Genomic DNA, 25,729 nt, shown 5'->3' with positions numbered 1-25,729 from the left:
GTAGAATGAGGGACGTGAGCGACAAACTCCTGCATTTGGTGCGCCATGGCGAGGTTCATAACCCCGACAAGGTGCTGTACGGCCGTATCCCCGGGTTCCGACTGTCTGAGCGAGGCCATGAGATGGCTGAAGCGGCGGCCCTTGAACTCGCGGGCAGTGACCGCAAGATCGCAAAGCTGTTTGCATCGCCGCTTGAGCGCGCGCAGCAGTCAGCGCGACCTATTTCGAGCGTGTTCAGCCTGGAGATCCAGACCGAGCCACGCATCATCGAACCCACGAACTTCTTCGAGGGCATGGTGAATAACGGACCCGACGCGGCGTTTAAGAAGCCCCGCTACTGGTATAAGTTCTGGAATCCCATGCGCCCGAGCTGGGGCGAGCCGTACCGCGATGTTGCGGCACGTGTTCGTGAGGCAATGGACGAGGCGTGGGAGACCACGCGCGGCGGCGACATCGTCATGGTGTCGCACCAGTCGCCCATCTGGATGGCACACCTCGACATCGTCGGGAAGCCGCTGCCACACAACCCGGCGAAGCGCCGGTGTGACCTCTCCAGCATCACGACGTTCGAAAAGCGCGGCGAGCGCTGGTTCGAGGTGGACTACCGCAACCCCGCGGCTGGTCTCGTTGACGATGCGATTGATGTAGGTGCAGTGTGAGTTCTCGCTTTGGTGTTCGGTCAATGCTGGTCGGCGCAACCCTTGTGGCTGCGCTTGGTCTCGCTGGCTGCAGCGGCGGCAGCAACCTTTCCGACCAGTGGAACGAGGGTGGCGACAAGGGCTACGTATCTGGCGACGGTTCGTCGACCTCGATCCCTGCCGCTGAGCGCACCGAGCCTGTCGTGTTCGAGGGCACCGTCGAAGACGGCAGCACCCTCAGCAACGCAGACATTGCCGGCCATGTGACCGTCGTGAACTTCTGGTACGCGGGCTGTGCGCCCTGCCGTGCGGAAGCTCCCGATCTCGTCGCAGCACACGAAGAATTCGCAGACGACGACGTGCAGTTCGTTGGCGTGAACACCCGCGATCAGGTTGCACAGGCTGAGCAGTTCGCGAAGCAGTTCAAGATTGACTACCCGTCGATCATGGACAACGCCGGCGGCCGTGAGGTGCAGCGCGCGTTCGCTGGCCAGGTCCCGCTGAACGCGGTTCCGACCACGCTCATCCTCGACCGTGAGGGCCGCGTCGCCCACCGCGTGATCGGCCAGCTCGCTGGTGAATCACAGCTGCGCACGCTCATCCAGGAGACGCTCGACGAGTCGTCTGCCGAAGCCAAGTCGTAAGCCGTGGGACTGCAGGATCTTGTCGCTGACGGGCAGCTGCTCGTCGCATCGCTGATCGCGCTCCTCGCGGGTCTGGTGTCGTTCCTGTCACCCTGCGTGCTGCCGCTGATTCCCGGATACCTCGCGTACGTGTCTGGCGTCGCAGGGAGTGGCGGATCCGCCGCCGCTGCCAACCCAGCCTCAGCACAGAAGGTAGAACGGCGCCGAATGATCATCGGCTCGCTGCTGTTCATTGCCGGATTTACGCTCGTTTTCCTGCTTATTAACGTGGCAGCCGGCGCGATTGGATTCTGGCTGTGGGACTACCAAGACATCATCATTCAGGTGATGGGTCTGGTCGTGATCGTCATGGGCCTCGTGTTCATGGGTGCGTTCTCGAAACTGCAGAACAAGAAGCAGCTGAAGCTCAAGCCGCGTGTTGGCCTCGCAGGCGCACCCGTGCTCGGCATCGTCTTCGCAATCGGTTGGGCGCCGTGCATGGGCCCGACACTCGGCGTCGTGATGACGCTCGCCGCGCAGTCCGGCTCGGTCGGTCGCGCGACCGTGCTCGCGCTGTTCTACTGCATCGGACTCGGTGTCCCCTTCGTGCTGGCATCGTTCGGCTTCGGTTGGATGACCCAGACCATGACGTTCTTTAAGCGCCACATTCGTGTCGTTAACCTGATCGGCGGAGCCCTGCTGATCCTCATCGGTCTCCTCATGGTGACCGGACTCTGGAGCAAGATGATGTTCGCAATGCAGGCGGTGATCGGCGACTTTGGCACGATCCTCTGACCCCATTGAGCCAACCGACGCAGCTGGCGAGGCTGTTGGCGGCCAGGCTGCCGAAGCCAGCGAGAATGCGGCTGCCGCTGACACTGCCAAGCAGGCTCCGAAGCGCCGCTTCTCCGGTCGTCCCGACGACTACGAAGACGGCAGCGGCGGTGCTGCCCCCATCAACCAGCCGGAGCTCGGCATCAAGGGCTGGTTCCGCTGGTTCTGGCGCCAGCTCACGAGCATGCGCGTCGCGCTCGTGCTCCTGCTGCTGCTCGCGGTCGCCGCGATCCCTGGCTCGCTCGTGCCGCAGCGCGGTGCCGACCCCAACGGTGTGCTGCAGTATGAGGCGGATCATCCCAAGCTCTTCAAGGTCCTCGACGCCTTCCCGATCCAGGCGTTTGACGTCTACAGCTCGGTCTGGTTCTCGGCGATCTACCTGCTGCTCTTCATCTCGCTGATCGGCTGCATTCTGCCGCGCATTGGTGCGCACTGGCGCGCATGGCGCGGCACCCCGCCGAAGACTCCTGCGCGTCTGAACCGCATGGCTGGCTTTAGCGAGACCGTGGTGACGAACCCTGAGGCGAGCGACGCTGAGAAGCGCGAGTTCGCAGAGCAGGCGATCGAACTCGCGTCGGGAATGCTGAAGAAGCAGCGCTACCGCGTCGAGCGCCAGGGCGGCGAAGCCGTCGGTAAGCGCCCGGCTTGGATCTCGGTTTCGGCAGAGCGAGGCTACCTGCGTGAAACTGGCAACCTCATCTTCCACACCGGCCTCGTTGGCGTGCTTGTCAGCGTCGCGATCGGTGGCGCACTGACGTTCAACGGTCAGAAGGTGCTTGTTGAGGGCGAGACGCTCGTCAACCAGCTCATCGACTACGACACCGTGAACTCGGGCAACAGCTTCGATGACGAGAGCCTTGAGCCCTTCGGTCTGCGCCTCGATGACCTCGAGATCGACTACATCGAGCCCGACGACCCCAACGTTGAAGCGATTGGCCAGGTCAAGGAGTACCGCGCCAAGACCACGCTCATCTCGCCTGACGGCACGGATGAGAGCGAAGAAGTAATTCGCGTGAACCACCCGCTGCGCGTGCACGGTTCGCCGATCTACCTCATCGCAAACGGCTACGCGCCGACGATTGTGATTCGCAATACCGCGGGTGAGGTCGTGTACCAGGAGTCCATGCCGTTCATTCCGCAGGACACGAACCTCACGTCGCTTGGCGTCGTCAAGGTCATGCACGGTCTGACCGACGAGAACGGTGAGCCCACCCAGCTCGGCCTGCGCGGGTTCTTCTACCCGACCCAGACCGAGAACTCGAGTGGTGCATTCACCTCGAACTACCCCGATCTGCTGAATCCCGTGCTCACGCTTGATGCCTTCGTTGGTGATCTCGGTGTGGATGCCGGTATTCCGCAGTCCGTCTACTCGCTCGACACCACCAACATGGAGCAGCTCACCGGTCGTGCCATCGACGTGCCTTCGCTGCGCCTGACCCCTGGTGACACGGTTGACCTGCCGGACGGCCTCGGCACGATCGAGCTCACGGCGACGCCGCGGTATGCGTCGTTTGACGTCATGCAGAACCCGGCACAGATCTGGATCCTCATCTTCGCTGTTGCGGCCCTCGGTGGCCTCATCTGGTCGCTCTTCGTTCCCCGCCGTCGCGTGTGGGTCAAGGCGATCATCGGTGACGAGGGAATCACGCTGCAGTACGCGGGCCTCGCCCGTGGCGATGATCCCTCGCTCGACCGCGCGGTCAGCGACCTGCGCGATCAGCACCGCGAGGCGCTGTAACGAGCCTCATCCGCTGCAACAGAAAGCGCCCCACCTCCTGGAGGTGGGGCGCTTTCTGTATGACTGAGGTGTGCGAGTTTGGCGGATCCGCCCCCTACGCGGACTCGATATCCATCCGGAACTGGTGTGCACGAATCTCCATTCGCTCGCGCAGGTAGAAGCGGTGCGCACTGAAACGCTGGACGCCGGAGTCGAGCATGAGCACGGAGCAACCCAGCTCGCGCGCCCGATCTTTGAGGTGGGAGAGGATTTCTGAGCCGAAGCCGCGCGAGCGAGCAGCCGCCGCGGTGGAAAGGTCGTCGACGTACAATTTGCGACCGACTCCCGAGCTTGCGACCACACGCCATCCGGCAACCGCCACGCAGTCGGCACTGTCATCGTCGCCGTCAAACACCGCAGTGAAGCGGAGCCCCTGCGGTGTGCCCTCTTCGATGACCTGCTGGAACAGCTCATCTGTCAGATTGGGGCGGAGCTCTCGGAGCACCGGTAGAGCGCTCTGCCAGCGTGGGTCGTCTACACCTGCAAGATCAACGATCATGAGCGCCTCCGATGGTCTCAAAGCGTGGGAATGCCCACGTTATCAGCAGCATCACATTGGGTCACTGGGTCACTGGGTCACCGGGTCACTGGGTCGGCTTGTCGTACATATGCGATTTGCCAACCATATGCTGAAAACGAGCGCAAACAGCATATCTACGGTCGATTACAGATCTACGGCAAATGAATTTGGTTGATAGGAGGCACAAATTGCCAACTAGCCGCGAAACTGTGTGGTGCCAGTGAGGCCACCAACCAATGGCAAGGTTGCCCCACGGGGCAACCGCGGCAGCGCTCATCAGAACTGCGGCTAAAGGCTATGGCAGCTTGAGGTGCTGCCGCGGGCGAGCATTCGCTCGCCCTTGCCTGGGGCTGGTTGCGTTGCAGTATCTAGCTGCCTGGGATTTTCACTGAGGGGCGGACCACCAAGTTGCCTACGGTAGTGAATCGAGCTTCGGTATGGTGAAAGTCGCTGATTTAGTCTTACCGAAGCTGCTTTTCAATACGCAGGCTCAAAGCCCAGCTCAAAGCCCAGCTCAAAAATCAGCCGAGCCCGGCCAGGTACGCCCGCACATCGGTCTCCAGCACTGCGAGGTCGGCTTCGGCAGCCTCTCGCCGGGCGGGTCCACAGTCGGGGCCTGAACCGATGTCGCTGAACGTATCGAGGTACAGCTTGAGCTTCGGCTCGGTGCCACTCGGTCGGATCATGACGCGCGAACCATCGGCGAGGTCGTAGCGCAGCACGTTCGCGGGTACCTCGGCAAGGCCTGGCTCGAGCAGGTCCTGGGCGCGAGTGACCTTGCGGTCGCCGAAGCAGCTGGGCGGCGAGGTGCGGATCCGCGCCGACATCTCAGTCGCAGCCGCCATTGATGCGAGCCGCAGCGTGATCGGGGTGCTCGCAAAGTGGCCAAAGCGCGCGCTGGCCTCGTCGAGCATGTCCCACAGCTGGATGCCGCGGCTGGCGCACTCACGAGCGAGAGCGAGGATGTCGGCGCTGGCCGAGATGCCGTCCTTGTCGTGCACGTGTTCGGGGTGGGTGAGGTAGCCGAGCGCTTCCTCATAACCGAAGAGTAAACCGGGCACGCGTGATACCCACTTGAAGCCAGAGAGGGTCTCGACGTAGTCGAGGCCGTAGGCGGCAGCGACCGCACCGAGCGCCGGTGATGACACGATCGTGCACGCGAGGGCGCCGCGCGGATCTTCTCCTGCGATGGTGGCTCGCTGCAGTTCGCGTTCGGCTGCGCGCCAGCCGAGCAACAGGCCGAGTTCGTTGCCGGTGAGGCGACGGAAGCCCGGCTCGTCAATGACGCAGGGGAGTGCGACGGCGAGGCGATCCGCGTCGGGATCGTGCGCGATGATGATGTTGGCCTGGATCTCGCGACCAGTTCGGAACGCGAGGTCGAGGGCACCAGGCTCCTCGGGGTTCGGGAAGGCGACGGTGGGGAAGCGGCCGTCTGGGGTCTCTTGTTCGGGCACCGGAACTGGCAGGGGCAGGCCGGCTGCTGAGAAGACGCGGCGGGAGATGTCTGCGCCGACGCCGTGCATCGCGGTGTAGGCGACGCGGAGGTTGACGTCCTTGCCGATGATGTTTCCGTCGTCGTCGAGGGGGAGCCCAGCGACTACCGATGTTGCGGTGACCGCGACGTATTCGTCGGTGACGCTCGCGTCAGCGATGGCGTACTCAGACGAGCGGGGCAGGTCTGCGAGGGGGCGGGTGGCGGCTTCTGCGATCCGCGCCCCGATTTCTGCATCGGTTGGCGGAATGATCTGCGAGCCATCGTCGGCATCACCGAGGTATACCTTGTAGCCGTTGTCGCGCGGGGGATTGTGGCTTGCGGTGACCATGACGCCGGCCGAGGTGCCGAGGTGGCGTACAGCGAACGCGAGGAGTGGGGTGGGGCCGGCCTCTGGCATGAGGGTGACGCGGATCCCCGCACCGGCCATGATCTCGGCCGCATCGCGCGCGAACTGCGCCGAATGGGTGCGTCCGTCGTAGCCGATCACGATTGACGGGGGAGTGGAGGTCTCGCCGCGGGCAGCACGATCGTGCAGGTAGGCGGCGAAACCAGCGGAAGTCTGGGTCACAACGACGCGGTTCATACGGCGGGGGCCAGCGCCGACCTCGCCACGCAGGCCTGCTGTGCCAAATTCCAGGCGACCGGAGAATGCGTCTTCGAGCGCTGCTACGGCGGCGGGGTCGCCGGCTTCAGCGCGTGCCAAAAGATGCGCGGCTTCTGCGCGAGTTTCGTCGTCGAAATCGGCCTCTGACCAGGTCTTCACCTGATCGAACAGTTCCTGCTGTTGTGCCATTCGGCTGCCCCCTGAAATCGTCGAATTCTGGACGTTCTCACACGTTATCACCGGACTGCGTGGGGGCCCGGGAGTGCCTGGGTTGAATCCGGATTTTGCATTCGTTCACAAAGTAGATACATTGTGCGTAGCGTCACTGCACACAGTGTTCAGTAAAACAAAGCAGTTTGTACTGTGTGGTGTGACACGGAGTTCGAGGAGGAACTTCATGGCAGATAACCATGCGCAAGACACCGAGGGTGAACTCGGTCGACGCATCGCGGCATTCCGTGCCCTCAGTGGCATGAGCCTTCGTTCGCTCGCTGCAGCATCGGGCGTGAGTTCAAGCTTTCTCAGCCAGCTCGAGAACGGCCGCACGAGCGCGAGCATCGGCTCGCTCCGCAAGATTTCTGCAGCGCTCGGTGTCTCACCCGCGAAGCTGCTTGACGATTCGGCCGATCACACCCGCGGTGTATTGAAAGCGGCGGATCGACCCACACTCCCACTCGAGCCCGGCTCACAGAAGTACGTGCTCGCACTGCCCCCGCTGCGCAACCTTGAGGTCTACGCGGGCGTGCTCGGTCCGGGCAGCTCGACCAGCGCCGAAAACTACACGCACGGCAACGCGCAGGAGATCTTCATCGTTACCGAGGGCGAGGTCATCTTCGAACTCGGTGGCGAGCGATACCCCATGAACACTGACGACTCGATCGAGTTCTTGAGCTCAGTTCCACACCGTGCGCTTAACGAATCAGCGCACGAGGCCAAGGTCTTGTGGATCGGCAGCCCGCCGACTCCCGACCCGGTCGAAGCCTAACCGGCGCCCACAGATTTACCGACATAACTCATCACATCAAAGGAGATCCAGAGTGAAGAACAAGAACACCCGCCGTGTACTCACCTCGCTGCTTGCAGCTGGCGCAGCAGGCTCGCTGCTCGTCGGTTGCGCAGGTGGCGGTGGCGCAGCCGCTGAAATCGACCTCGGCGATGGTCCTGCCGTTGTTGGCACCGTGAAGGCTGGCGCGCTCGATGGCGTACCCCTCACGTTTGTTTCCTGGGGCGGTTCGTTCCAGAAGGGCCAGATGGACGCAATTGCGTACCCGTTCGGTGAAGAGTCGGGCGCAAACATGCTTGAGGATGGCCCCACCGAGTACGCAAAGGTCAAGGCTCAGGTCGACAGCAACAACGTGAACTGGGATGTCGTCGACACCGACGTCATTTGGGCTGAGAAGCAGTGTGCAGATGAGAACGGTCTCCTGCAGAAGATCAACTACGACATCGTTGACTCCTCGAAGATCCCCGAGGGCCTTTTCGGTGACTGCTACGTCCCCGCGATGCAGTACGGCTACGTCTTCGTCTACAACACTGAGAAGTACGACACGGCTCCCACCGGCTGGGCAGACTTCTTCGATACCAAGAAGTTCCCCGGTAAGCGCGCGATCGCTGGCTTCGAAGACGTAGGCCCTGGCATCCACGAGGGTGCGCTCCTCGCTGACGGCGTTGCCGAGGACGAGCTGTACCCGCTCGACATGGACCGCGCGTACAACAAGATCGACACGATCCGCGATGATCTTGTCTTCTGGAAGACCGGCGCTGAGTCGACCCAGATGATCGAATCGGGCGAGGCAGACATGGCGCTTGTCTGGTCTGGCCGTGGCTACGAGGCAATCAAGAACGGCGCAAAGTACGCGCCCGTCTGGAACCAGTCGCTCGTGCTCTTCGAGGCGCTGACCGTTCCCAAGAACGCGAAGAACCCTGACGCGTCGATGGCGTTCCTGAACTACTACCTCGGTGCTGACCAGCAGGCAAAGCTTACTGAGCTGACCTCGTACTCGCCGGTCAACGTTGATGCGAAGCCGCAGGTCGATGAACTCGGCCAGAACTTCCTCGTGACCAACCCCGAGATTGCTGACCAGATGGTCGTCTCTGACACCGCTTGGTGGGCTGCGAACTACGACGCTGAGCTCGAGCGCTGGATGAAGTGGCTCCAGGGCTAAGAACTATTAAGTAGGAATCTGTGACTACTACGAACATTCCGGTGGTGAGCGCTGCGAGCACGTCGAAGCGCTCACCCTACCGGGCGCTTTTGCTCCTTTTGCCCGCGTACGCGCTGCTGGTTGCAGTCTTCGCGTACCCGGTCTTTGAGAGCATGCTGCGCAGCGTGACCGACCCCGAGGTCGGGGTCTCGAACTACGTGTGGGTCTTTGAGAACCCGCAGAACCTGGCCGTGATCGGGCGCACCTTCAGCAATGCGCTCATGGCAACGGTCATCTGCTTGGTGCTTGCGTACCCGTACGCGTTCCTCATGACGATTGTTGGGAAGAAGGCTCGCGCCGTTCTCCTGGTTATCGCCATGATCCCGTTCTGGACGAGCCTCATGATCCGCACCTTCGCGTGGATCGTGCTCCTGCAGGACAACGGCGTCGTCAACAACCTGCTCGGCTTCCTCGGCCTTGGCCCGTTCGAGCTGCTGCGCACCAACCTCGGTGTAATGATCGGTCTGAGCCAGGTGCTCATGCCCTTCATGGTGCTGCCGCTCTACGCGGTGATGTCGGGGATCGACAGCCGCCTCGTGGTTGCTGCTCGCTCGCTCGGCGCACGCCCGACCATCGCGTTCCTCCGCATCTTCCTGCCGCTCTCGCTGCCGGGTGTTGCTGCTGGCTCGCTCATGGTCTTCATCCAGGCGCTCGGCTTCTACGTCACCCCTGCGCTGCTCGGTTCGCCGGCAGACAGCATGCTGGCGCAGTCGATTTACGCACAGGTCAGCAGCCTCCTACAGTGGGGCCGCGGCGGTGCACTCGGTGTTGTTCTGCTCGTCGCTACGTTCGTGCTGCTCGGTCTTATCGGCCTGATCATGCGCGCTGCGAAGCGCAAGGGCCTATCGGTGGAGGTGTTCTGACATGGTGAAAATTCATCCCGTCACGCGCGTGATCCTGTGGATCGTCAGCATGCTCGTCGCCCTGTGGCTCATCGCGCCGACGCTCGTCGTCATCCCGCTGAGCTTCACGGGTAAGGCCTCGTTCGTCTTCCCGCCCGAGACCTGGTCGCTGCGCTGGTACGAGTCGTTCTTCACGAACAAGCAGTGGACGACCGCGCTCGGCAATTCGCTCCTCATCGGTCTGCTCGTCGCCTTCGTGGCTACGCTCCTTGGCCTGCTCGCGGTCATGGGCTTGCGTGCACTCACCAAGAAGAAGCTCGCTGGTGCATTGCGGATCGGCCTCATGGCTCCCATGGTGGTTCCCGGCATCGTTGTCGCAATCGGTATCTACGCGGTCTTCCTCAAGCTGGGCCTCGTTGGCACGATCATCGGCTTCGTGTTCGCGCACACGGTGCTCGCACTGCCCTTCACGGTCATCGCGATCACCGCAGGCTTCTCGGCATTCGATGAGCGGCTTGAACTCGCGGCGCTGAGCCTCGGTGCCAACCGCATCACCACCTTTTTCAAGGTCACCCTCCCCAACATCATCCCCGGCATGGTGTCAGGCGCACTCTTCGCGTTTGTCACCTCCTTCGATGAGGTTGTGCTGTCGCTCTTCATTAAGAGCCCCTACCTCAACACGCTGCCGGTGCTTATGTACTCGAGCGTGACCCGCGATACCGATCCGACGCTCGCTGCAGCAGCGACCGTCATCCTCGTTCTCACTACGACGCTCGTCATTGGCGCGCTCGTACTTACCGGAAGGAAGAACCGTGCACGCAAGAGCTAATCAGGCAGGTGCCGAGATTGTTCTCACCGGAGTCTCCAAGCACTACCCGAAGTCGATCGCGCTCGACAACGTAGATCTCGTCGTCAAGCCGGGTGAATTCATGACCTTCCTCGGCCCCTCGGGCTCGGGCAAGACCACGACGCTGAACCTTATTGCCGGCTTCACCGACCTCACCGAGGGCGATATCACCATCGACGGCAAGCCGATGGCAAAGGTGCCCGTGCACCAGCGTGGCCTTGGCATCGTGTTCCAGCACTACGCGCTGTTCCCACACCTCACCGTGCTGGACAACGTGATCTTCCCGCTGCAGCAGCGCAAGGTCGCGAAGGCAGAGGCGGCGGATCGGGCACGCAAGGCGCTCGCAACCGCGGGCCTCGCTGGATTCGAGGATCGCTACCCGAAGGAGCTTTCCGGTGGCCAGCAGCAGCGCGTTGCGCTCGCTCGTGCGCTCGTGTTCGAGCCGCAGGTGCTGCTTCTCGATGAGCCGCTCGGTGCACTCGACAAGCAGCTCCGTGAGCGCCTGCAGCTCGAGCTGCGTCGCATCCACAAGGATGTTGGCCGCACCTTCATCTTCGTGACGCACGATCAGGAGGAGGCGCTCATGCTCTCCGACCGTATCGCTGTCTTTAACGAGGGCCGTATCGAGCAGGTTGGCACCTCGAAGGAACTCTACGAGAACCCGGCGTCGCTGTTCGTTGCAGGCTTCATTGGCGAATCGACCATGATCCGCACCGAGAAGCAGGTGACGGTTGTCCGTCCCGAGCACGGCGTGCTCGTGAACTCGGTCGCTGACATTCCTGCCGGCTTCGACTCAGTCGAGGTCTCCGTGCGCCAGGCAATCTACCTCGGCTCGGGCTGGAAGTACGAGATCGTGCTCGGCGACGGTTCGACCGGTGTCGTCCGCGGAACTGAGGCGCTGCCTTGGCTCAACGCTGACAACCAGGTCGCCCTCCTCGCCTGGGAGCCCGCACAGGCTTCTGTTTTCGCTGTGTAGCGATCCGCGCACAGACCCGACACCCACAACCACGAATTACATATTTCAAAGGAACCCCTGCAATGATCAACGGCAACGTCTCCCACTGGTGGGAGCAAATCGGTACCCCTACACCGCGCCCTGAACTTCCGGGTAACCTCACCGCCGACGTGGCGATCGTCGGCGCGGGCTACACGGGTCTGTGGACTGCGTACTACCTCAAGCAGGCTCGCCCCGAACTCAAGGTTGTCGTTGTTGAACAGCGTCACGTTGGCTACGGCGCTTCGGGCCGCAACGGTGGTTGGCTCACCAGCGCAATCACCGGTGGTCGCGAGCAGTACGAAAAGACGCACGGTCGCGATGCGGCTGAGCGCTTCCAGCGCGCGATGAACGAGACCGTTGACGAGGTGATCCGTGTCACCGAGGTTGAAGGCATCGACGCTGACATCAAGAAGGGCGGCGAGTTCAACGTCGCGTACACCGTTGCGCAGGAGAAGCGTATCCGCGAGTTCGCGGCCGCTGAGCAGCAGTGGAAGTACACCGACCTCCAGCTGCTCGAAGCACCTGAGGCACAGGCAAAGATCAACGTTGCGAACACTCGCGCCGCTGTCTGGCACCCGCACTCGGCTCGTATCCAGCCCGCGAAGCTCGCGAAGGGTCTCGCTGAGGCGTGCGAACGCCTCGGCGTTGAGATCTACGAGAACACTCGCGTGGTCGAGGTCGCACCGCACAAGCTCGTCACGACCCACGGCACCGTTTCGGCGCAGTACGTTGTGCGCGCGACTGAGGGCTTCACCGCAAACCTCAAGGGCTTGCACCGCCTCTGGCTTCCCATGAACTCGTCGCTTATCGCGACTGAGCCGCTTTCGACCGACGTCTGGGATGAGCTCAACTGGAGCAAGGGCGAGGTCCTCGGTGACTGGGCTCACGTCTACATGTACGCGCAGCGCACCGGCGACGATCGCATCGCGATCGGTGGCCGTGGCGTTCCGTACAAGTACGGTTCGAAGACCGACACCGACGGCCAGACCTCGGAGCGCACGGTCGAGACCCTCAGCGAGATCATGCACCGCTTCTTCCCGAGTACCAAGGGCGCAGCAATCGACCACGTGTGGTCGGGTGTGCTCGGCGTTCCCCGTGACTGGGCTGCAACCGTCGGTCTCGATGAGCAGACCGGCATCGCATGGGGCGGTGGCTACGTCGGTACCGGTGTGACCTCGACGAACCTCGCAGGCCGCACGATTGCCGACCTTATCCTCGGCAACCGCAGCGAGCTCACGACCCTTCCCTGGGTCAACCACCGAGTTCGGAAGTGGGAGATCGAGCCTCTGCGCTGGATCGCCACCAAGGGCATGTACGCGGCGTATGGCGTCGCTGACAAGTCCGAACTCAACGGTCGTCCGACCACTTCGCCGATCGCCAAGATCGCAAACGTCATCAGCGGCCGGTAAGCGCACACCGCTATACGCTGATGACAGCGGCATGCATGACCTCAGACGCATGCCGCCACTGACCACAGCCGTCAATTCAAAGGAGAAATTTGATGACTACGATTCGAACCCTCGCAGCACACGACTCAGCAGCTATTGATCTCGGCGAGCTCGCGCCGAAGCCCACTGCGATCACCGAGGGCCAGCAGGAGGCCGCGCTCGAGGTGTGGTCGAACGACCGCATCGGCACGGGCCTGTGGGAGTGCACTCCCGGCACGTTCACCGCAGAGCGCAACGGCTACACCGAGATCTGCACGATCCTCTCGGGGCGCGTGTTCCTCGAGGTCGAGGGTGAAGAGCCAGAAGAATTCGGTCCCGGCGATGTGATGGTGATGCCCTCCGGTTGGAAGGGCAAGTGGCGCGTCACTGAGCACCTGCGTAAGCACTACACGACCATCAACGACTAGGCGATATTCCAATGAAGCAGCATGCGGTCATCGTCGGGGGCGGCACATGGGGCCTGCCGACGGCGCTGAAACTCCAAGATGAGGGCTGGCACGTCACCGTTCTTGAGCGGTTCGAGCCCGGCAGCCCCTTCGCCTCCAACGCCGGATCATCGCGCCTGTGGCGTCTCGCTGACACTCAGGTGTGGCGCTCGCGCGCGATGCTCGGCACGCTTGCTGCAATGGAACGTCTCGGAGAGCGCATCGGGGAGCCGGTGTTCCGGCGCACCGGTGCGCTCTGGCGGGATGACGAGTCGCTCGAAGATGTCGCCCGCTCACTCGACTCGATCGAGCAGCAGTACGTGCGCGTACCGGCTGACTCGGTCGGTGACTACTTCCCAGGCCTCCGCCCAGACGGCCGCGATGCGCTCTTCGTTGAAGAGGCAGGTGTCGTGTTCGCCGACAAGCTGCTCGGCGGGGTCTTGCGCGAATTCATCGCTGGCGGTGGCGACTACCGCCCGAACACCCGGGTAACGCGGATCACCCCCGGTCCCGACAGCGCAACCGTCGTCCTCGCTGACGGTTCAGAGGTGACCTGCGATCAGGTGCTCCTTTCGGCCGGCCCCGGCACGACCGAGCTGTTGCCAGGCCTCGGCCTGACACTGCCGCTCACCCCGTACATGGAACAGGTGGTGTACGTCGGCGACGCAAGCCTCACACCGCCAGCCCCTGATCTTCCCGGCCTCATCGACTGCACCCGCAGCGACGAGCCCGGTGTCTATGCAATGCCGAATGGCGACGCTGGCTACAAGCTTGGCCTCGACATTCCGCTGCGCTCCCTTGCAGGGCACACACTCGGCGAAGACCTCGACCGTGCTGAGTGGCCCGACCGAACTGAGGCGATCCGCGCCCGTGTCGAGCGCGACCTCACGGCAATTGTGCCGAACGTCCTCGCAACCCAGGTCTGCACCTGGACCGACTCCGGTGACGGCGATTTCATTATCGGCCGTACCCACGCGAGCGTCGTACTTGCGTGCGGTGACTCAGGCGAGGGCTTCAAGTACTCAGCATTTATGGGTGAATACCTCGCAGATCTTGTCACCGGAGGTGACGGCGACGCCGAGTTCCAGCAGTATTGGAACCCAGAGCGCTTCGGCGCAGCCGCCGTGCCGCGCGATGATTTCTCGCCCATCGGCCGGCACTGACGTTTGTATTGTTGCGATCCGCTTCCGCGAAAGGACCACACATGACCACGGAAAGCTCCCGCTCACTCGCGCTCGTTGGCGCTCGTCTCCGCACGAACACCGACGCGCACGCAGACGCGACCGCGCTGCTGATCGAAGGTGGGCGGATCACGCTCATCGGTTCAGACGTTGAGGTCTCAGAGCGTGCGGCAGCCGCTGGGGTCGCCGTGCGCGACGTGGCGGGTGCCGTGATCACCCCAGGCCTGTTCGACTCGCACACGCACCCGCACTGGGCAGCCGACGTGACCGCAGGCATCGATCTCGGTGGCCTGGAGACCATCGAGGCGCTCCGAGAAGCGATCGCCGCCGAGCACGCACGCCTGCCAGAGGGCGCGTGGGTGCGCGGCTGGAATCTCGAGTACGAACCCTTCGAAGAGACCGGTATGCGCGGCGACCTGCTCGCAGATGCTGCTCCCGGTCGCCCCGTCGCGCTTATTTGCTACGACCTTCACACCGGACTTGGCACCGCTCCCGCGCTCGCCGCAGCCGGGATCACCGGCCCGGTCGAGTTTGCTGACGCGAGTGAGGTCGTCGTTGACGAAGACGGTACCCCGACTGGTGAACTGCGTGAGCCGAGCGCCTATGGCATCCTCTTCGACGCTGCGCCAAAGCCCTCGCATGACGAGGAGCGTGACGCGCTGCGCGACATGTTCCGAACGCTTGCTGCTGTCGGACTCGCCGGCGGCGCAATCATGGACGGGAAGCCAGCAACACTCGACCTGCTCGAAGAACTCGAGTCGCGCGGTGAGCTCGACCATCGCCTCACGGTGCACCACTGGCACGCGGTTGGGGCGACCGATGATGATGTTGCTGCAGTGATTGCGGCGAAGGACCGCCGCGGCGACCTGTGGCAGAGCGGCGCAATCAAGCTCTTCAGCGACGGCGTCATCGACACCGGCACCGCGTGGCTGCACGAGGCCGATGCGTGCGGTGATGGTCGTGATGGCTTCTGGCCTGACTGGAACCGGTACGTCGAGGTCGTGCGCGCGTACCACGACGCGGGCATGCTCATCGCGACGCACGCTGTCGGTGACTACGCCGTGAACCAGGTGCTCGAGGTGTACGAAGCACTGCCCGCCCGTGACGGCCTGCCGTTCCACTCGATCGAGCATCTTGAGGTGCTGTCTGCGCAGGACATCGAGCGTCTGCGAGGCTTCCAAGCTGCCCAGATTGGTGGCGCACAGGTGACCGCTTCGATGCAGCCCCTGCACATGCAGTGGCGTGCGGCAGATCACAGCGATAACTGGACCGTTCGCCTCGGCGAAGGCCGGAACACCGCGGGCTACCGCGTGCGCGACGTACTCGAGACCGGCGTCAACGTGACGCTCGGCTCCGACTGGCCCGTCGCGCAGTTCGACCCCCGTCTCGGTATGGCTTGGGCGCGTGGTCGCCACACGCCTGGCGACGCATCGGCTCCCGTCTTCGAGCCTGATCAGTGCCTGACCGGCGAAGAAGCACTGCTCGCGTACACGCTGTGGCCTGCCCAGGCGCGCGGTCACGAAGACCGCGGCGTGCTCGCTGTTGGGGCTGTAGGCGACCTCACCGTATGGGGCGCTGATCCCGTGGCGGCCTCGGCCGATGAGCTTCCCGAGGTTGCTATCGCGCTGACCGTCGTTGATGGGCGCGTGGTGCACGCGGCCTAGGTTGGCTGGCTTGGCATCCCCACGAGATGGGGCGTTTCTGCCGAGATCATGCGTTTCTGGCGCAAGAAAAGGGGTGTTTCGAGAGAAACACCCCTTTTCGCGTGTTTGGGGAACTGCGGCTACAGCGCGGCAGCGACGCGACGCGCCTCGCGGAGCCCGCTCTCGATCGCGCCATCGATGAAGCCACCCCAGAGGTTGGCGTTGTCGGTCGACGCGAAGTGGAGCACACCCTGCGGTTCCTGCAGCTCCGCGAGGTCGCGGGTGAGCTGGCCGGGGCGGTGCGTCATCCAGGTGGTCTGCGAGAGCGGATCAGTCATCCAATCGTGCGCCTCCACCTCGGTGATCTCGAGACCTGGGCGGAAGAGGTCGACCGCGGCCTGCACGTCAGCGAGGTCTTCGAGGTTGATCTTGGAATGATCCGCCCCGAAGCCAACAAGAATCGTGTAGTCGCCGCGCTCATCATTGCAGTAGAACTCTGCCTTCAGCACCGACAGCGGGTCGGTCGGGCTCGCGTAGGCGAAGAAACGGGGAACGTGGCCCTCAGCTCGCAGCCACACCTTGGTACCGCGCGAGGCAACGCGCTCCGCGTTCTGACGCTGCCACGCAGCGGGGAGGGCTGGCGTGAAGTCGATGCCTGCGATCGCGTTGACGGGCAGGGTGCTGATGACGCGGCGAGCAGCGATCCGCGCCCCATCGGTCGTGGTGACGACGGCGCCAGCGTCGCCCTGCGAGACGGCTGCGACGGTGGTGTTCAGGCGGATCTCGCCGCTGATGTCCTTCGCGATCTCGGCAGTGAATGCGCGCATGCCGTCCACCACGCGGTAGGTTGCCGATGCTTCGTGCATGAGTTCCCAGTGACCGCCGGTTGCTGATACCCAGCGCATCGCGCTTGAGAGGCCGACCTCTGAGAGGGGAGCGTTGACGTGGCCGGTCCAGACCGAGGCGTTGGCCGCATACGCTGCGGGGTCGAGGCCGAGCTGACCCATGCGTTCCTCGATGGAGACACTGTCGAGCGCCTGGATCTCGCCGACCGTGGGCTCTGGGCCACGTGGCATGACCGAGCGGACGTCGTCGATGAGGAGCTGCTGGCCCGGGCTGATGAGCGCCATGAACTCTTCAAGCGTGCCCTTGACAGGGGTGCCGTCGGCGTCATGCCAATACGCTTCGTCGGCCTTGGGACTGCGAATCATCTCGCGGCCGTAGCGCGACATTTCAGCCCACACGTGCGGCTGCACCCAGTGCACCCAGTTCGCGCCCATTTCGAGCGGGTGGCCGAGACGATCATCAGTCCAGGTGCGGCCGCCGATACGGTCACGCGCCTCGATGAGGAGCACGTCGTGCCCTGCCTGGCTGAGTTCGCGGGCGGCGACGAGGCCAGCGAAGCCAGCGCCGATAACTACGACGTCGACGTCGGCGTTGACGTCGGGAGTGGTGGTGGTCATGAGATCCTCTGTGATCGAAAAATTGACATTACAAAAAGTACGGAGGTGAAACGTAATGACTGCGCCGAAGTGGCAGCGGAGCCGGGATGGCGTTCATACGTTTGTACGCGGCCTATGTGTCCTCTGGTTCGAGGGCGCCGCAGCGCACAGCCGCACGGATGGCGAGCCAACAGTCAGACGCATCCTGCATCTTTCCGAGGTCCTTTCCGAGCACGCTTTCGATGCGCGCGATCCGCGAAACGAGTGTCTGTCGGTGAATGAACAGGCGCTCGGATGCACGCACCCAACTGCGGTTGTCCTCAAGGAACACACGGAGCGTTTCCATAAGGTCGGTGCCGCGCTGGGCGTCATACTCCTGGAGTGGGCCGAGTACCTGCTGGGTGATAGCGCGCAACTGATCGCCATCACTCGGGAGGAACAACGACGATGGCTCGGCATCATCAAACCGAATTGCACCGGTTTGATCGGCCGTTCGGGCGCGCGTGAGCGTCACACTCGCCTGCCGCATCGCAGTCTGGAACCCGAGCAGGTCGGTGAACGGTGCACTCGCACCCACGACCTTGAACTGCTCGCCGAACCTCTCGAGCAGGGCCGAGTCATCGGCGCGGATCAGTGCGATCGTCTGGTGGTCTTTCACTGTGGCGATTGCGGCGGATCCTTCAGCAGCGGCGACCGCCTGGACGGCATCGAGTGACTCACGACTGTCGGTGTACGCCCACACGCAGAAGCGGAGCGATCCAGACAGGCCGTGTGACTCGAGTAGCCCGCGGGCAAATCCCGCTGGCATCGTGCCGTCAGCGAGGTTGCCGAGCAGAATTGAGCCGTACAGCCAATCTCGGCGGCGGGAAGCCGCCGAGATTGACAGTGCGGTGCCGACGATGCCCGCGGAGTGCTGGAGGAGCCCATAGTCGGGCTCCTCCGTGACGACCTTGAAGCTCAGCACGGGATCGCCTGGTGCGACGAGTGACGTGGTGAACCGGCCAGGCTCGACCTCTTCAATGCTGCCTCTGGCGCCGCCAGGCAGCGCTGGCTCGATGGCGAACGTGCCACCGAGCAGTGCGCTGAGTTCGGCAAGCAAGGGCTCAGAATCCTCTTCCGTCGCGTGTGTACGCAGCGCGGCATACATCCGCTCTGTGAGGCGCACACGACGAGCTCGCTGCTCTTGTGCCGCCTCAATGACGGCGGTAGCGAGCGTGAGGAAGGGCACCTCATATGCGGTTTCAAGTACGGGCAAGCCGAGTGAAGACGCATATGCGAGAGCCTCCTCCGCAAGCGGAGGGGCCGACATGTGAGCACCGATCGTGACCGCGGCAATGCCGGCCTTGTGCATCCCAGCAAAGTAGGTGCACTGATCCGCCACAGACACCGGCACACCGAGGCCCGTGGTCATCACGAGAGATCCCTCACCGAGCCACAGCCAAGGGTCAGGCTGTTCACACGAGTGGGCCCACGAGATCTTGCGATGCTCGCCAACGCCAGGGGTGAGCGACCACGTCTTCACAGAAGGAAGCGCGATCAACTCGCCAACAGTGAGTGTCATGTGTGCGTATTACCCTGCCGAGAGCGCCTGCGTGAGTGCGGCAACCGCGCGGTAACCTGACGCGACCGCGCCAGAAAGCGACTGGGCGAGACCGGTGTGCTCGCCAGCGATTGCAACGCGGCCTGCCGAGGTCTCGAACGCGGTGGCGTCTGCCGCCTCCCAATCGAGGGCGGGAGCGGTGTACGATCCGCGCGCCCAGGGATCATCTGCCCAGGTGGTGAGCAAGACATCGCCAGCAAGCTCAAGCTCGGGACGCATCTTCTGCAGCTCGGCCTGCCAGGTGGCGGAACCCTCGGTGACCTGCAGCGCAGCGAGCGCATCCGGGCCGCCAGCGAAGCTCGACAGCGCATTGATGCGATGCTCGCCGTCAACCGACATCGAACGCCACGACCACCACGTGTGGTTCGTGTTCTGCAGTGCAATGTCGTTATCGACGCGGTTCAGCGGGACGCCCAGCTTGGCAGCGACGCCCATGAACCGGTGGTCGAGCGCGCGCTGCTGTGCCTCGGGAAGATCGAAGCCGAGCTCCAGCTCGCGCAGAATGGGGAACGGAACCGAGAGGATCGCCCCGTCAGCTTCGAGGCGGGTGCCGTCCTGCAGCTCGACCTGGACGCCGGTCGCGGACTGGTCGATCCGCGCCACCGGGTGCTCGAGACGTACGCGGTCACCGAGGCGCCGTGCAAGTTCGATGGAGAGTGACTGGTTGCCGCGCAGGAAGCGGGCGCCGTCCTCTACATAACCATTGACGGTGGAAGACTCGTGCAGAATGACAGCTTCCGCGCTCACGCGCGTGGGGTCAGCAGCGCTCGAAGTGACGGTACGGCGGTACACGGGATCCTGCAGGTAATCGGCGCCAAGGGCAGTCTCGAACGCGGTTGCGAGCGAAACATTGCGCTCACCGTCGTCCATCATGCCCTTGAGCGTTGCCTGTACCTGCGCGCTCGTGCGCTCAAGATCATCAAACGAGATGACGTGGCCGTTGGTGGTTCGGCGACCGTACCGCACACCGTGCGTCAGCAGGGGAACCCCCACCTCGGCTGCCAGCTTGCGAATCGCGAACTCGGTGGGGAATACGTACTCGCCACCACGCTCAGTGATGACCCCGTTGTCGAGTGTGGTGCTCCAGGTACGGCCGCCAACGCGGTCGCGAGCCTCGAGCACAGTGACCTCATGGCCTGCTTTGTGCAGTTCCCAAGCCGAGGTGAGACCGGAAAGACCGGCACCAATCACGATGATGTTCACGGGTAGAGCCTCCTTGCTCTGTTGTTTCCTACCGAAGTAGATGTTTGCGAGTGCGATTTACATTCGTACGGCGCAAGCTTGGCAATGACACTACGCGACGTTGCGCCAGTATTTGGAAAATTACGCACATTTGTTTCGCCTCGCACCTCCCATTCGTACCGCTCATAAGACCGTACGTGTACGAATGTATGAGATATCTCGAGAGCGGTAACGAACACGTAACACAAGTGAGCATCGGTGAAAATGCCGTGTAGCTTCAATGTTCATCCGAGGGCGACGAGCTGATTGCTTGTAGAGGTTCGGTTCAAGCAGGGGAAGTAACGATGCTTTACCTGTAAGCGCGCCCCGGTACCAATCACAGTGAAGTGAGAGGACCATCTCAAATGGTGAAAAATGCGAAAGCTCGCCGCGGCCTGACCGCGGTAGCGGGTGCAGCGGCACTCGCGCTGACGCTCGTTGGTTGTAGCGGTGGCGGCGGCAAGGAAGAAGCTGCTCCCGTACGTGATCTCGGTACCCCGGTCGCAGGCGAGGTTAAGGCAGGTGCCTTCGAAGGCACCACGCTGACCTTCGCTGGCTCGGGTGGTATCTTCCAGGACGGCCAGAAGGCCGCGCTCTGGGACCCGTTCGCAGAGGCATCGGGCGCGACCTTTAACCAGGACGCATTCGACGCAGGCAAGCTCAAGGCAATGGTCGACGCAGGCAACGTGACCTGGGACATCGTGAACACGACCCAGTTCGACACCGCGCGCGGCTGTGGCACTCTGTTTGAAGAGTACGACTACGATCAGATCGACATTTCAAACATCCCCGAGGGCACCATCACTGACAAGTGCATGACCCCGCAGATTCTGTACGGCTTGGTTGTCGCGTACAACACCGAAGCCTTTGGCGACAAGCCGCCCACGAGCGCAGCGGACTTCTTCGACACGAAGAACTTCCCCGGCAAGCGCACCGTGAGCCAGTCGACCTACGTTGATCCCCAGACCGTCGAGTTCGCACTCGTCGCTCAGGGCAAGGATGTCAACGACCTGAAGCCCGCCGACATCGAGGGCGCATTCGACGAGTACAAGAAGCTCGGCGATGACGTCATCGGTTGGACCACCGGCGCTCAGGCGCAGCAGCAGCTCGAGTCGGGCGAGGCAGTCATGGGTCTCGTATGGTCGGGCCGTGGCTACGGCGCAGCTTCGGCTGGTGCACCTATCGCTCCCATGTGGGACGAGTGGATGCTCATGGTCGACTCGAACGGCATCCCCAAGGGTGTGAAGGACAAGCAGGCCGCATTCGCAGCAGTGAACTTCTCGATTGGTGAACTGCAGCAGGCCGAGATGACCAAGCTCACCTCGTACGGCGGAGTCAACACCAAGTCGAAACCCGAGCTCGATAAGCAGCTCGAGACCTGGATGACGACCTCGCACATGGACACCGCTGTAAAGCCCAACGTGGACTTCTGGGTCGAGAACTACGACGCCCTCTCCGCAGCATGGGCTGGATGGGCAACGGGTAACTAATCATCATGTCCGGTCATTCTGCTCCTGGAAACACCACCGTCACTGAGGCGTTGGCTGTTTCTGGTGCGGGTGCCGGCGCTGGGAAGAAGCGGGGGCCACGCAACTGGCGCCCGCTTCTTCTCCTGCTCCCGGCATTCGCGATTGTCTCCCTGTTCTTCCTGGCGCCACTGTTCGACGTCGCCCTACGTTCGGTGACTGATCCTGAGCTGGGCTTGCAGAACTACAAGTGGCTGTTCACCACCCAGGCGAACATCGCTGTTGTCACGCGCACCTTCGGTACGGCGTTCATCGTCACGATCGTGTGTCTGCTCCTCGCGTACCCGTACGCGTACCTCATGACGGTCGTCTCCGACCGCACCCGAAACCTGCTGCAGCTGTTCATCATGCTGCCGCTCTGGACCTCGATCCTCGTGCGTACGCTCGCGTGGATGGTACTGCTCCAGGACACCGGTCCCATCAACGGCATCCTCATGGCGTGGTTCGGGATTGGCCCCGTGCCCCTGATCCGCACCACCTTTGGTGTCGCGCTCGGTATGTCACAGGTGCTCCTGCCGTTCATGGTGCTGCCGCTGTACTCAGCGATGGCCAAGATCGACAAGCGACTGCTGCCCGCAGCATCGAACCTCGGTGCGAACCCGGTCACCGCGTTCTTCACCGTCTACCTGCCGCTCTCGCGTCCCGGCATCTTCGCCGGCGGCGTGACCGTCTTCATTCTCGGCCTCGGCTTCTACATCATCCCCGCCCTGCTCGGTTCGTCGAAGGAGATCATGATCTCCGCACTGATCCAGCAGCAGATCTCGGTCTTCCTCATGTGGGGCCAAGGAACGGCACTCGGCATGTTCTTGCTGATCTGTACGATCCTCATCCTCGTCATCGTGTCGAAGCTGAACAAGGGCCAGAGCCTCTTCCCGGGGGTGGATAAGAAGTGACCACGAAACGTCTCCTTGGCGTCTTCGCCATCATCATCATCATTTGGTTGGTGCTGCCCACGCTCGTCATCGTTCCGATGTCGTTCAACGAGGCTCCCTCATTCAACTTCCCGCCGAAGGGCTTCTCGACCCGGTGGTACGAGAACTTCTTCACCGATGCGTCCTGGATGAAGGCCCTCGGGTCATCGCTGCAGGTGGCAATCCTCACCACGATCGTTGCAACGACGGTCGGTGTGCTGGCATCGCTCGGCCTCTCGAAGGTGAAGTTCCGCGGTAAGAGCCTCGTCGAGGGCTACTTCCTGCTCCCGATGATTGTCCCCGGCATCGTCCTCGCGGTCGGCCTGTACTCGCTCTTCCTGCGCATGAACCTGCTCGGCACCCTGCCCGGCTTCGTTCTCGCACACACCATCGTGGCCATGCCGCTCGTCATCACCAACGTGATGGCGTCGCTGGCTGGCTTCGATACTCGCCTTGAGCAGGCCTCGGCCAGCCTCGGCGCGGGCCGTATGCGGACGTTCTTCTCCATCACCCTCCCGCTCATCGCACCGGGTGTGACCGCAGGCGCACTGTTCGCCTTCGTCACCTCGTTCGACGAAGTCATTCTGTCGCTCTTCATCCAGTCGCCGTCACTGCAGACGCTGCCGGTGAAGATCTACAACAGCGTGACGCAGACCAATGATCCGACTGTGGCAGCCGTAGCAGTGCTCACGATGGTGGTATCCGTCGTCGTCATGCTGTCGGCACAGTTCGCGACGCGAAAAAGAAAGCGAGTAGCAGCGTGAACGCGATGACTCACAACGACATCCCCGTCCCCGCAGGTCACGAGCAGGAACTCCGCAACGAGGGCCTGAACACCAGCACCATCTCGGCGATCAATGAGGCAGGCATCAGCCTGAACCAGGTCACCAAAAAGTACGGCGAGAACACCGTCGTCGATGACATCGATCTCGTCATCGAGCCCGGTGAGTTCATGACCTTCCTGGGCCCCTCGGGCTCGGGCAAGACCACGACGCTCAACATGATTGCTGGCTTCACCTCGGTCACCGAGGGCATGCTGCACATCTACGGCAAGCCGGTTGCGAAGCTGCCAGCGCACAAGCGCGACATCGGCATGGTGTTCCAGAACTACGCACTGTTCCCGCACAAGACTGTCGCAGAGAACGTCGCATACCCGCTGCAGCGCCGTAAGATGTCGAAGGCGGATCAGAAGACCAAGGTCGCTGAAGCGCTCGGTATGGTGCGACTCGGTGACTTCGGTGATCGCTTCCCCTCGGAGCTCTCCGGCGGTCAGCAGCAGCGTGTGGCACTCGCTCGCGCACTTGTCTACGAACCCCGCGTGCTCCTTATGGATGAGCCCCTCGGTGCACTCGACAAGAAGCTGCGCGAGTGGCTGCAGGCTGAGATCAAGCGCATCCACCGCGAGGTCGGCTCGACGTTCGTCTACGTGACGCACGATCAGGAAGAAGCCCTCTCGATGTCTGACCGCATCGCGGTCTTCAATAACGGCAAGATCGAGCAGGTCGGCACCTCGGAAGAGCTGTACGAGACCCCTCGCACGCTCTTCGTTGGTCGCTTCCTTGGTGAGTCGACCGTCTTGCTCGGCACGGGCGAGGCAGCTGGCGATCAGCACACCGCGATCACCGTCGCGGGCCACCGCGTCGTTGCTGAGGGCCGCAGTGCGCACGAGGATCTCGCTATCCTGATCCGCCCCGAAAATCTGCGCCTTGAGGCAGCAGGTACCGTGGCGACCGAGGGCTGGAACGCCATCCCCGTCACGATCACGGATGTCACCTACCTCGGCTCATCGCGTCGCTACACCGTCGAGCTGCCTGATGGCACCGAGGGTGCGGTGCGTCTGAGCCACGAGGCACGCGCGTTCGAGCGCGGCCAGACCGCAACCATGCTCTGGGCTGTGAAGTCGGGCGTTCTGCTCGTCGACACCGGCGAGGCTGGCGAGTCGGCGACCTAAGCCGGCCGATGTTGCAGCCGGCCGCGGTATTGGTCACCGCACCGGCAACTGGAAGGGCCCGGTCCCACGCATCGCGCGTGTGGCCGGGCCCTGTGCCGTGTGGGCTGCGTTCACAGGCGCGGATCGGTGCGCCCGGGTCATGCTTACTCGCGCGGGAGACGCGCGACGACGTCTGTGAGCAACGCTGCAAGTCGGGGCTCTGCCTCGCGGCCAGCAGCAACGACCTCAGCATGGCTCAGCGGGGAATCGCCAAGGTTGGTCGCGGGGTTGGTGACGAGGGTGAGCCCCAAGACTGCCATGCCGGCCTCACGTGCGGCGATCGCTTCGATGCCCGTTGACATTCCGACCGCATCGCCTCCGATGGCCCTAAGATAGCGAGACTCTGCGGGGGTTTCATAGTGCGGACCCGGCACCTGCACGTACACTCCCTCGGCGATGCCGGGGGCGACCTCACGCACGATCGCGCGCAAGCGCTCAGCGTAGAGATCGGTGAGGTCGACGAAGTGAGCGCCGACGATGGGGGAGGTCGCGGTGAGGTTGATGTGATCCGCCATGATCATTGGCTCGCCAGCGCTGATCGCGGGGTTCAGCCCGCCGGCTCCGTTCGTGAGGATCATGATCTTCACACCGCAGGCTGCTGCCGTGCGGACGCCGTGCGCGACCGCGGCAACTCCGCGGCCCTCATAGAGGTGCGTGCGTGCTCCGATGATGAGCGCGTGGCGACCGTCGGGGAGGCGGATCGACGTCAGCGTCCCAGCGTGACCGGGAATGCCAGACGGGTGAAACCCCGGCACCTTCTCGGCGGGGATCGTGGCGACGACGTCGCCGAGCGTTTCTGCAGCTTTTCCCCACCCACTGCCAAGCGTCAACGCGATGTCATGGCGGGGAACGCCCGAAATGATCGCGATGGTTGCTGCGGCCTCGGTTGCGGCTGTCTGGTGATCCATGAATTCAGCCTAGGAGGGTTGCCTTGGAAGCGCCAGAGTTGCGTGGTGTTGGC

General features: G+C 63.1%; 23 protein-coding genes. 17 read left to right on the top strand and 6 right to left on the bottom strand.

The window, feature by feature from the left end:
- Nucleotides 1–14 precede the first annotated feature (14 nt).
- From ICM05_RS04890 to ICM05_RS04875, 4 genes are read left to right on the top strand one after another with little or no spacing between them, the layout of a single operon-like run.
- Complete coding sequence (locus ICM05_RS04890) at nt 15–659, top strand: histidine phosphatase family protein (protein ID WP_353055409.1); 645 nt, start codon at nt 15–17, stop codon at nt 657–659.
- Entirely contained in the window at nt 656–1,282 is a 627-nt protein-coding gene (locus tag ICM05_RS04885) for a TlpA disulfide reductase family protein (RefSeq protein ID WP_353055821.1), read from the top strand. The genes ICM05_RS04890 and ICM05_RS04885 overlap by 4 nt, the downstream gene beginning before the upstream one ends.
- A gap of 3 nt (nt 1,283–1,285) precedes the next feature.
- Nucleotides 1,286–2,056 (top strand): cytochrome c biogenesis protein CcdA, encoded by a 771-nt coding sequence (locus ICM05_RS04880; RefSeq protein WP_188023463.1) that lies wholly within the window; start codon nt 1,286–1,288, stop codon nt 2,054–2,056.
- On the top strand, nt 2,040–3,833 hold the full coding sequence (locus tag ICM05_RS04875) for a cytochrome c biogenesis protein ResB (RefSeq protein ID WP_223160330.1): 1,794 nt from the start codon (nt 2,040–2,042) through the stop codon (nt 3,831–3,833). Before ICM05_RS04880 ends, ICM05_RS04875 begins: the two co-directional genes overlap by 17 nt.
- A gap of 94 nt (nt 3,834–3,927) precedes the next feature.
- Here the strand turns inward: ICM05_RS04875 and ICM05_RS04870 are convergent, their stop codons facing one another.
- Both ICM05_RS04870 and ICM05_RS04865 read right to left on the bottom strand, forming a co-directional pair.
- The gene (locus ICM05_RS04870) at nt 3,928–4,371 is read right to left on the bottom strand and encodes a GNAT family N-acetyltransferase (RefSeq protein ID WP_188023462.1); all 444 of its coding nucleotides are present in this window, start codon (nt 4,369–4,371) and stop codon (nt 3,928–3,930) included.
- A 542-nt stretch (nt 4,372–4,913) separates the two neighbouring features.
- Nucleotides 4,914–6,680 (bottom strand): phospho-sugar mutase, encoded by a 1,767-nt coding sequence (locus ICM05_RS04865; protein ID WP_188023461.1) that lies wholly within the window; start codon nt 6,678–6,680, stop codon nt 4,914–4,916.
- Between the two features lie 208 nt (nt 6,681–6,888).
- Between ICM05_RS04865 and ICM05_RS04860 the strand changes: the two genes are divergently transcribed.
- The 9 genes from ICM05_RS04860 to ICM05_RS04820 all read left to right on the top strand — a co-directional run bounded on the left by ICM05_RS04860 (nt 6,889) and on the right by ICM05_RS04820 (nt 16,099).
- Nucleotides 6,889–7,476 carry a cupin domain-containing protein gene (locus ICM05_RS04860; protein ID WP_188023460.1) on the top strand — a complete coding sequence of 196 codons (588 nt, stop codon included), beginning with the start codon at nt 6,889–6,891 and terminating at the stop codon, nt 7,474–7,476.
- 52 nt (nt 7,477–7,528) lie between these two features.
- A complete protein-coding gene (locus ICM05_RS04855) occupies nt 7,529–8,656 on the top strand; it encodes an ABC transporter substrate-binding protein (protein WP_188023459.1) in 1,128 nt (375 codons plus the stop codon).
- A gap of 20 nt (nt 8,657–8,676) precedes the next feature.
- Nucleotides 8,677–9,558 carry an ABC transporter permease gene (locus tag ICM05_RS04850; protein ID WP_188023458.1) on the top strand — a complete coding sequence of 294 codons (882 nt, stop codon included), beginning with the start codon at nt 8,677–8,679 and terminating at the stop codon, nt 9,556–9,558.
- Between the two features lies 1 nt (nt 9,559).
- Nucleotides 9,560–10,366 carry an ABC transporter permease gene (locus ICM05_RS04845; RefSeq protein ID WP_188023457.1) on the top strand — a complete coding sequence of 269 codons (807 nt, stop codon included), beginning with the start codon at nt 9,560–9,562 and terminating at the stop codon, nt 10,364–10,366.
- On the top strand, nt 10,350–11,360 hold the full coding sequence (locus ICM05_RS04840; RefSeq protein WP_188023456.1) for an ABC transporter ATP-binding protein: 1,011 nt from the start codon (nt 10,350–10,352) through the stop codon (nt 11,358–11,360). The genes ICM05_RS04845 and ICM05_RS04840 overlap by 17 nt, the downstream gene beginning before the upstream one ends.
- Before the next feature lie 62 nt (nt 11,361–11,422).
- Nucleotides 11,423–12,790 carry an FAD-binding oxidoreductase gene (locus tag ICM05_RS04835; RefSeq protein WP_188023455.1) on the top strand — a complete coding sequence of 456 codons (1,368 nt, stop codon included), beginning with the start codon at nt 11,423–11,425 and terminating at the stop codon, nt 12,788–12,790.
- Between the two features lie 92 nt (nt 12,791–12,882).
- A complete protein-coding gene (locus ICM05_RS04830) occupies nt 12,883–13,236 on the top strand; it encodes a cupin domain-containing protein (RefSeq protein WP_188023454.1) in 354 nt (117 codons plus the stop codon).
- 11 nt (nt 13,237–13,247) lie between these two features.
- Nucleotides 13,248–14,417, top strand: a complete 1,170-nt coding sequence (locus tag ICM05_RS04825; RefSeq protein WP_188023453.1) for an FAD-binding oxidoreductase — start codon at nt 13,248–13,250, stop codon at nt 14,415–14,417.
- Nucleotides 14,418–14,458: 41 nt separating this feature from the next.
- The gene (locus ICM05_RS04820) at nt 14,459–16,099 is read left to right on the top strand and encodes an amidohydrolase (protein WP_188023452.1); all 1,641 of its coding nucleotides are present in this window, start codon (nt 14,459–14,461) and stop codon (nt 16,097–16,099) included.
- 119 nt (nt 16,100–16,218) lie between these two features.
- Here ICM05_RS04820 and ICM05_RS04815 read toward each other — a convergent pair whose 3' ends face one another.
- The 3 genes from ICM05_RS04815 to ICM05_RS04805 form a co-directional block, all read right to left on the bottom strand.
- Nucleotides 16,219–17,541, bottom strand: coding sequence for an NAD(P)/FAD-dependent oxidoreductase (locus ICM05_RS04815; RefSeq protein WP_188023451.1), 1,323 nt, complete (start codon nt 17,539–17,541; stop codon nt 16,219–16,221).
- A gap of 112 nt (nt 17,542–17,653) precedes the next feature.
- The gene (locus tag ICM05_RS04810) at nt 17,654–19,081 is read right to left on the bottom strand and encodes a PucR family transcriptional regulator (RefSeq protein ID WP_188023450.1); all 1,428 of its coding nucleotides are present in this window, start codon (nt 19,079–19,081) and stop codon (nt 17,654–17,656) included.
- A gap of 9 nt (nt 19,082–19,090) precedes the next feature.
- Nucleotides 19,091–20,365: an NAD(P)/FAD-dependent oxidoreductase gene (locus tag ICM05_RS04805; protein WP_353055825.1), complete on the bottom strand. Its 1,275-nt coding sequence runs from the start codon at nt 20,363–20,365 to the stop codon at nt 19,091–19,093.
- Nucleotides 20,366–20,706: 341 nt separating this feature from the next.
- Between ICM05_RS04805 and ICM05_RS04800 the strand changes: the two genes are divergently transcribed.
- From ICM05_RS04800 to ICM05_RS04785, 4 genes are read left to right on the top strand one after another with little or no spacing between them, the layout of a single operon-like run.
- A complete protein-coding gene (locus tag ICM05_RS04800; RefSeq protein ID WP_188023448.1) occupies nt 20,707–21,831 on the top strand; it encodes an extracellular solute-binding protein in 1,125 nt (374 codons plus the stop codon).
- 5 nt (nt 21,832–21,836) lie between these two features.
- Nucleotides 21,837–22,760 (top strand): ABC transporter permease, encoded by a 924-nt coding sequence (locus ICM05_RS04795; RefSeq protein WP_188023447.1) that lies wholly within the window; start codon nt 21,837–21,839, stop codon nt 22,758–22,760.
- Nucleotides 22,757–23,542, top strand: a complete 786-nt coding sequence (locus ICM05_RS04790) for an ABC transporter permease (protein WP_188023446.1) — start codon at nt 22,757–22,759, stop codon at nt 23,540–23,542. Before ICM05_RS04795 ends, ICM05_RS04790 begins: the two co-directional genes overlap by 4 nt.
- A 5-nt stretch (nt 23,543–23,547) precedes the next feature.
- Complete coding sequence (locus ICM05_RS04785) at nt 23,548–24,729, top strand: ABC transporter ATP-binding protein (RefSeq protein WP_188023445.1); 1,182 nt, start codon at nt 23,548–23,550, stop codon at nt 24,727–24,729.
- Between the two features lie 143 nt (nt 24,730–24,872).
- Here ICM05_RS04785 and ICM05_RS04780 read toward each other — a convergent pair whose 3' ends face one another.
- Nucleotides 24,873–25,676: a purine-nucleoside phosphorylase gene (locus tag ICM05_RS04780; protein WP_188023444.1), complete on the bottom strand. Its 804-nt coding sequence runs from the start codon at nt 25,674–25,676 to the stop codon at nt 24,873–24,875.
- Between the last annotated feature and the right edge of the window lie 53 nt (nt 25,677–25,729).

The sequence above is a fragment of the Leucobacter sp. cx-42 genome (assembly GCF_014529985.1).
Lineage (GTDB): Bacteria > Actinomycetota > Actinomycetes > Actinomycetales > Microbacteriaceae > Leucobacter.
Note: the sequence above shows the minus strand (reverse complement) of the source record. Positions and strands in the feature narration are given on the sequence as shown.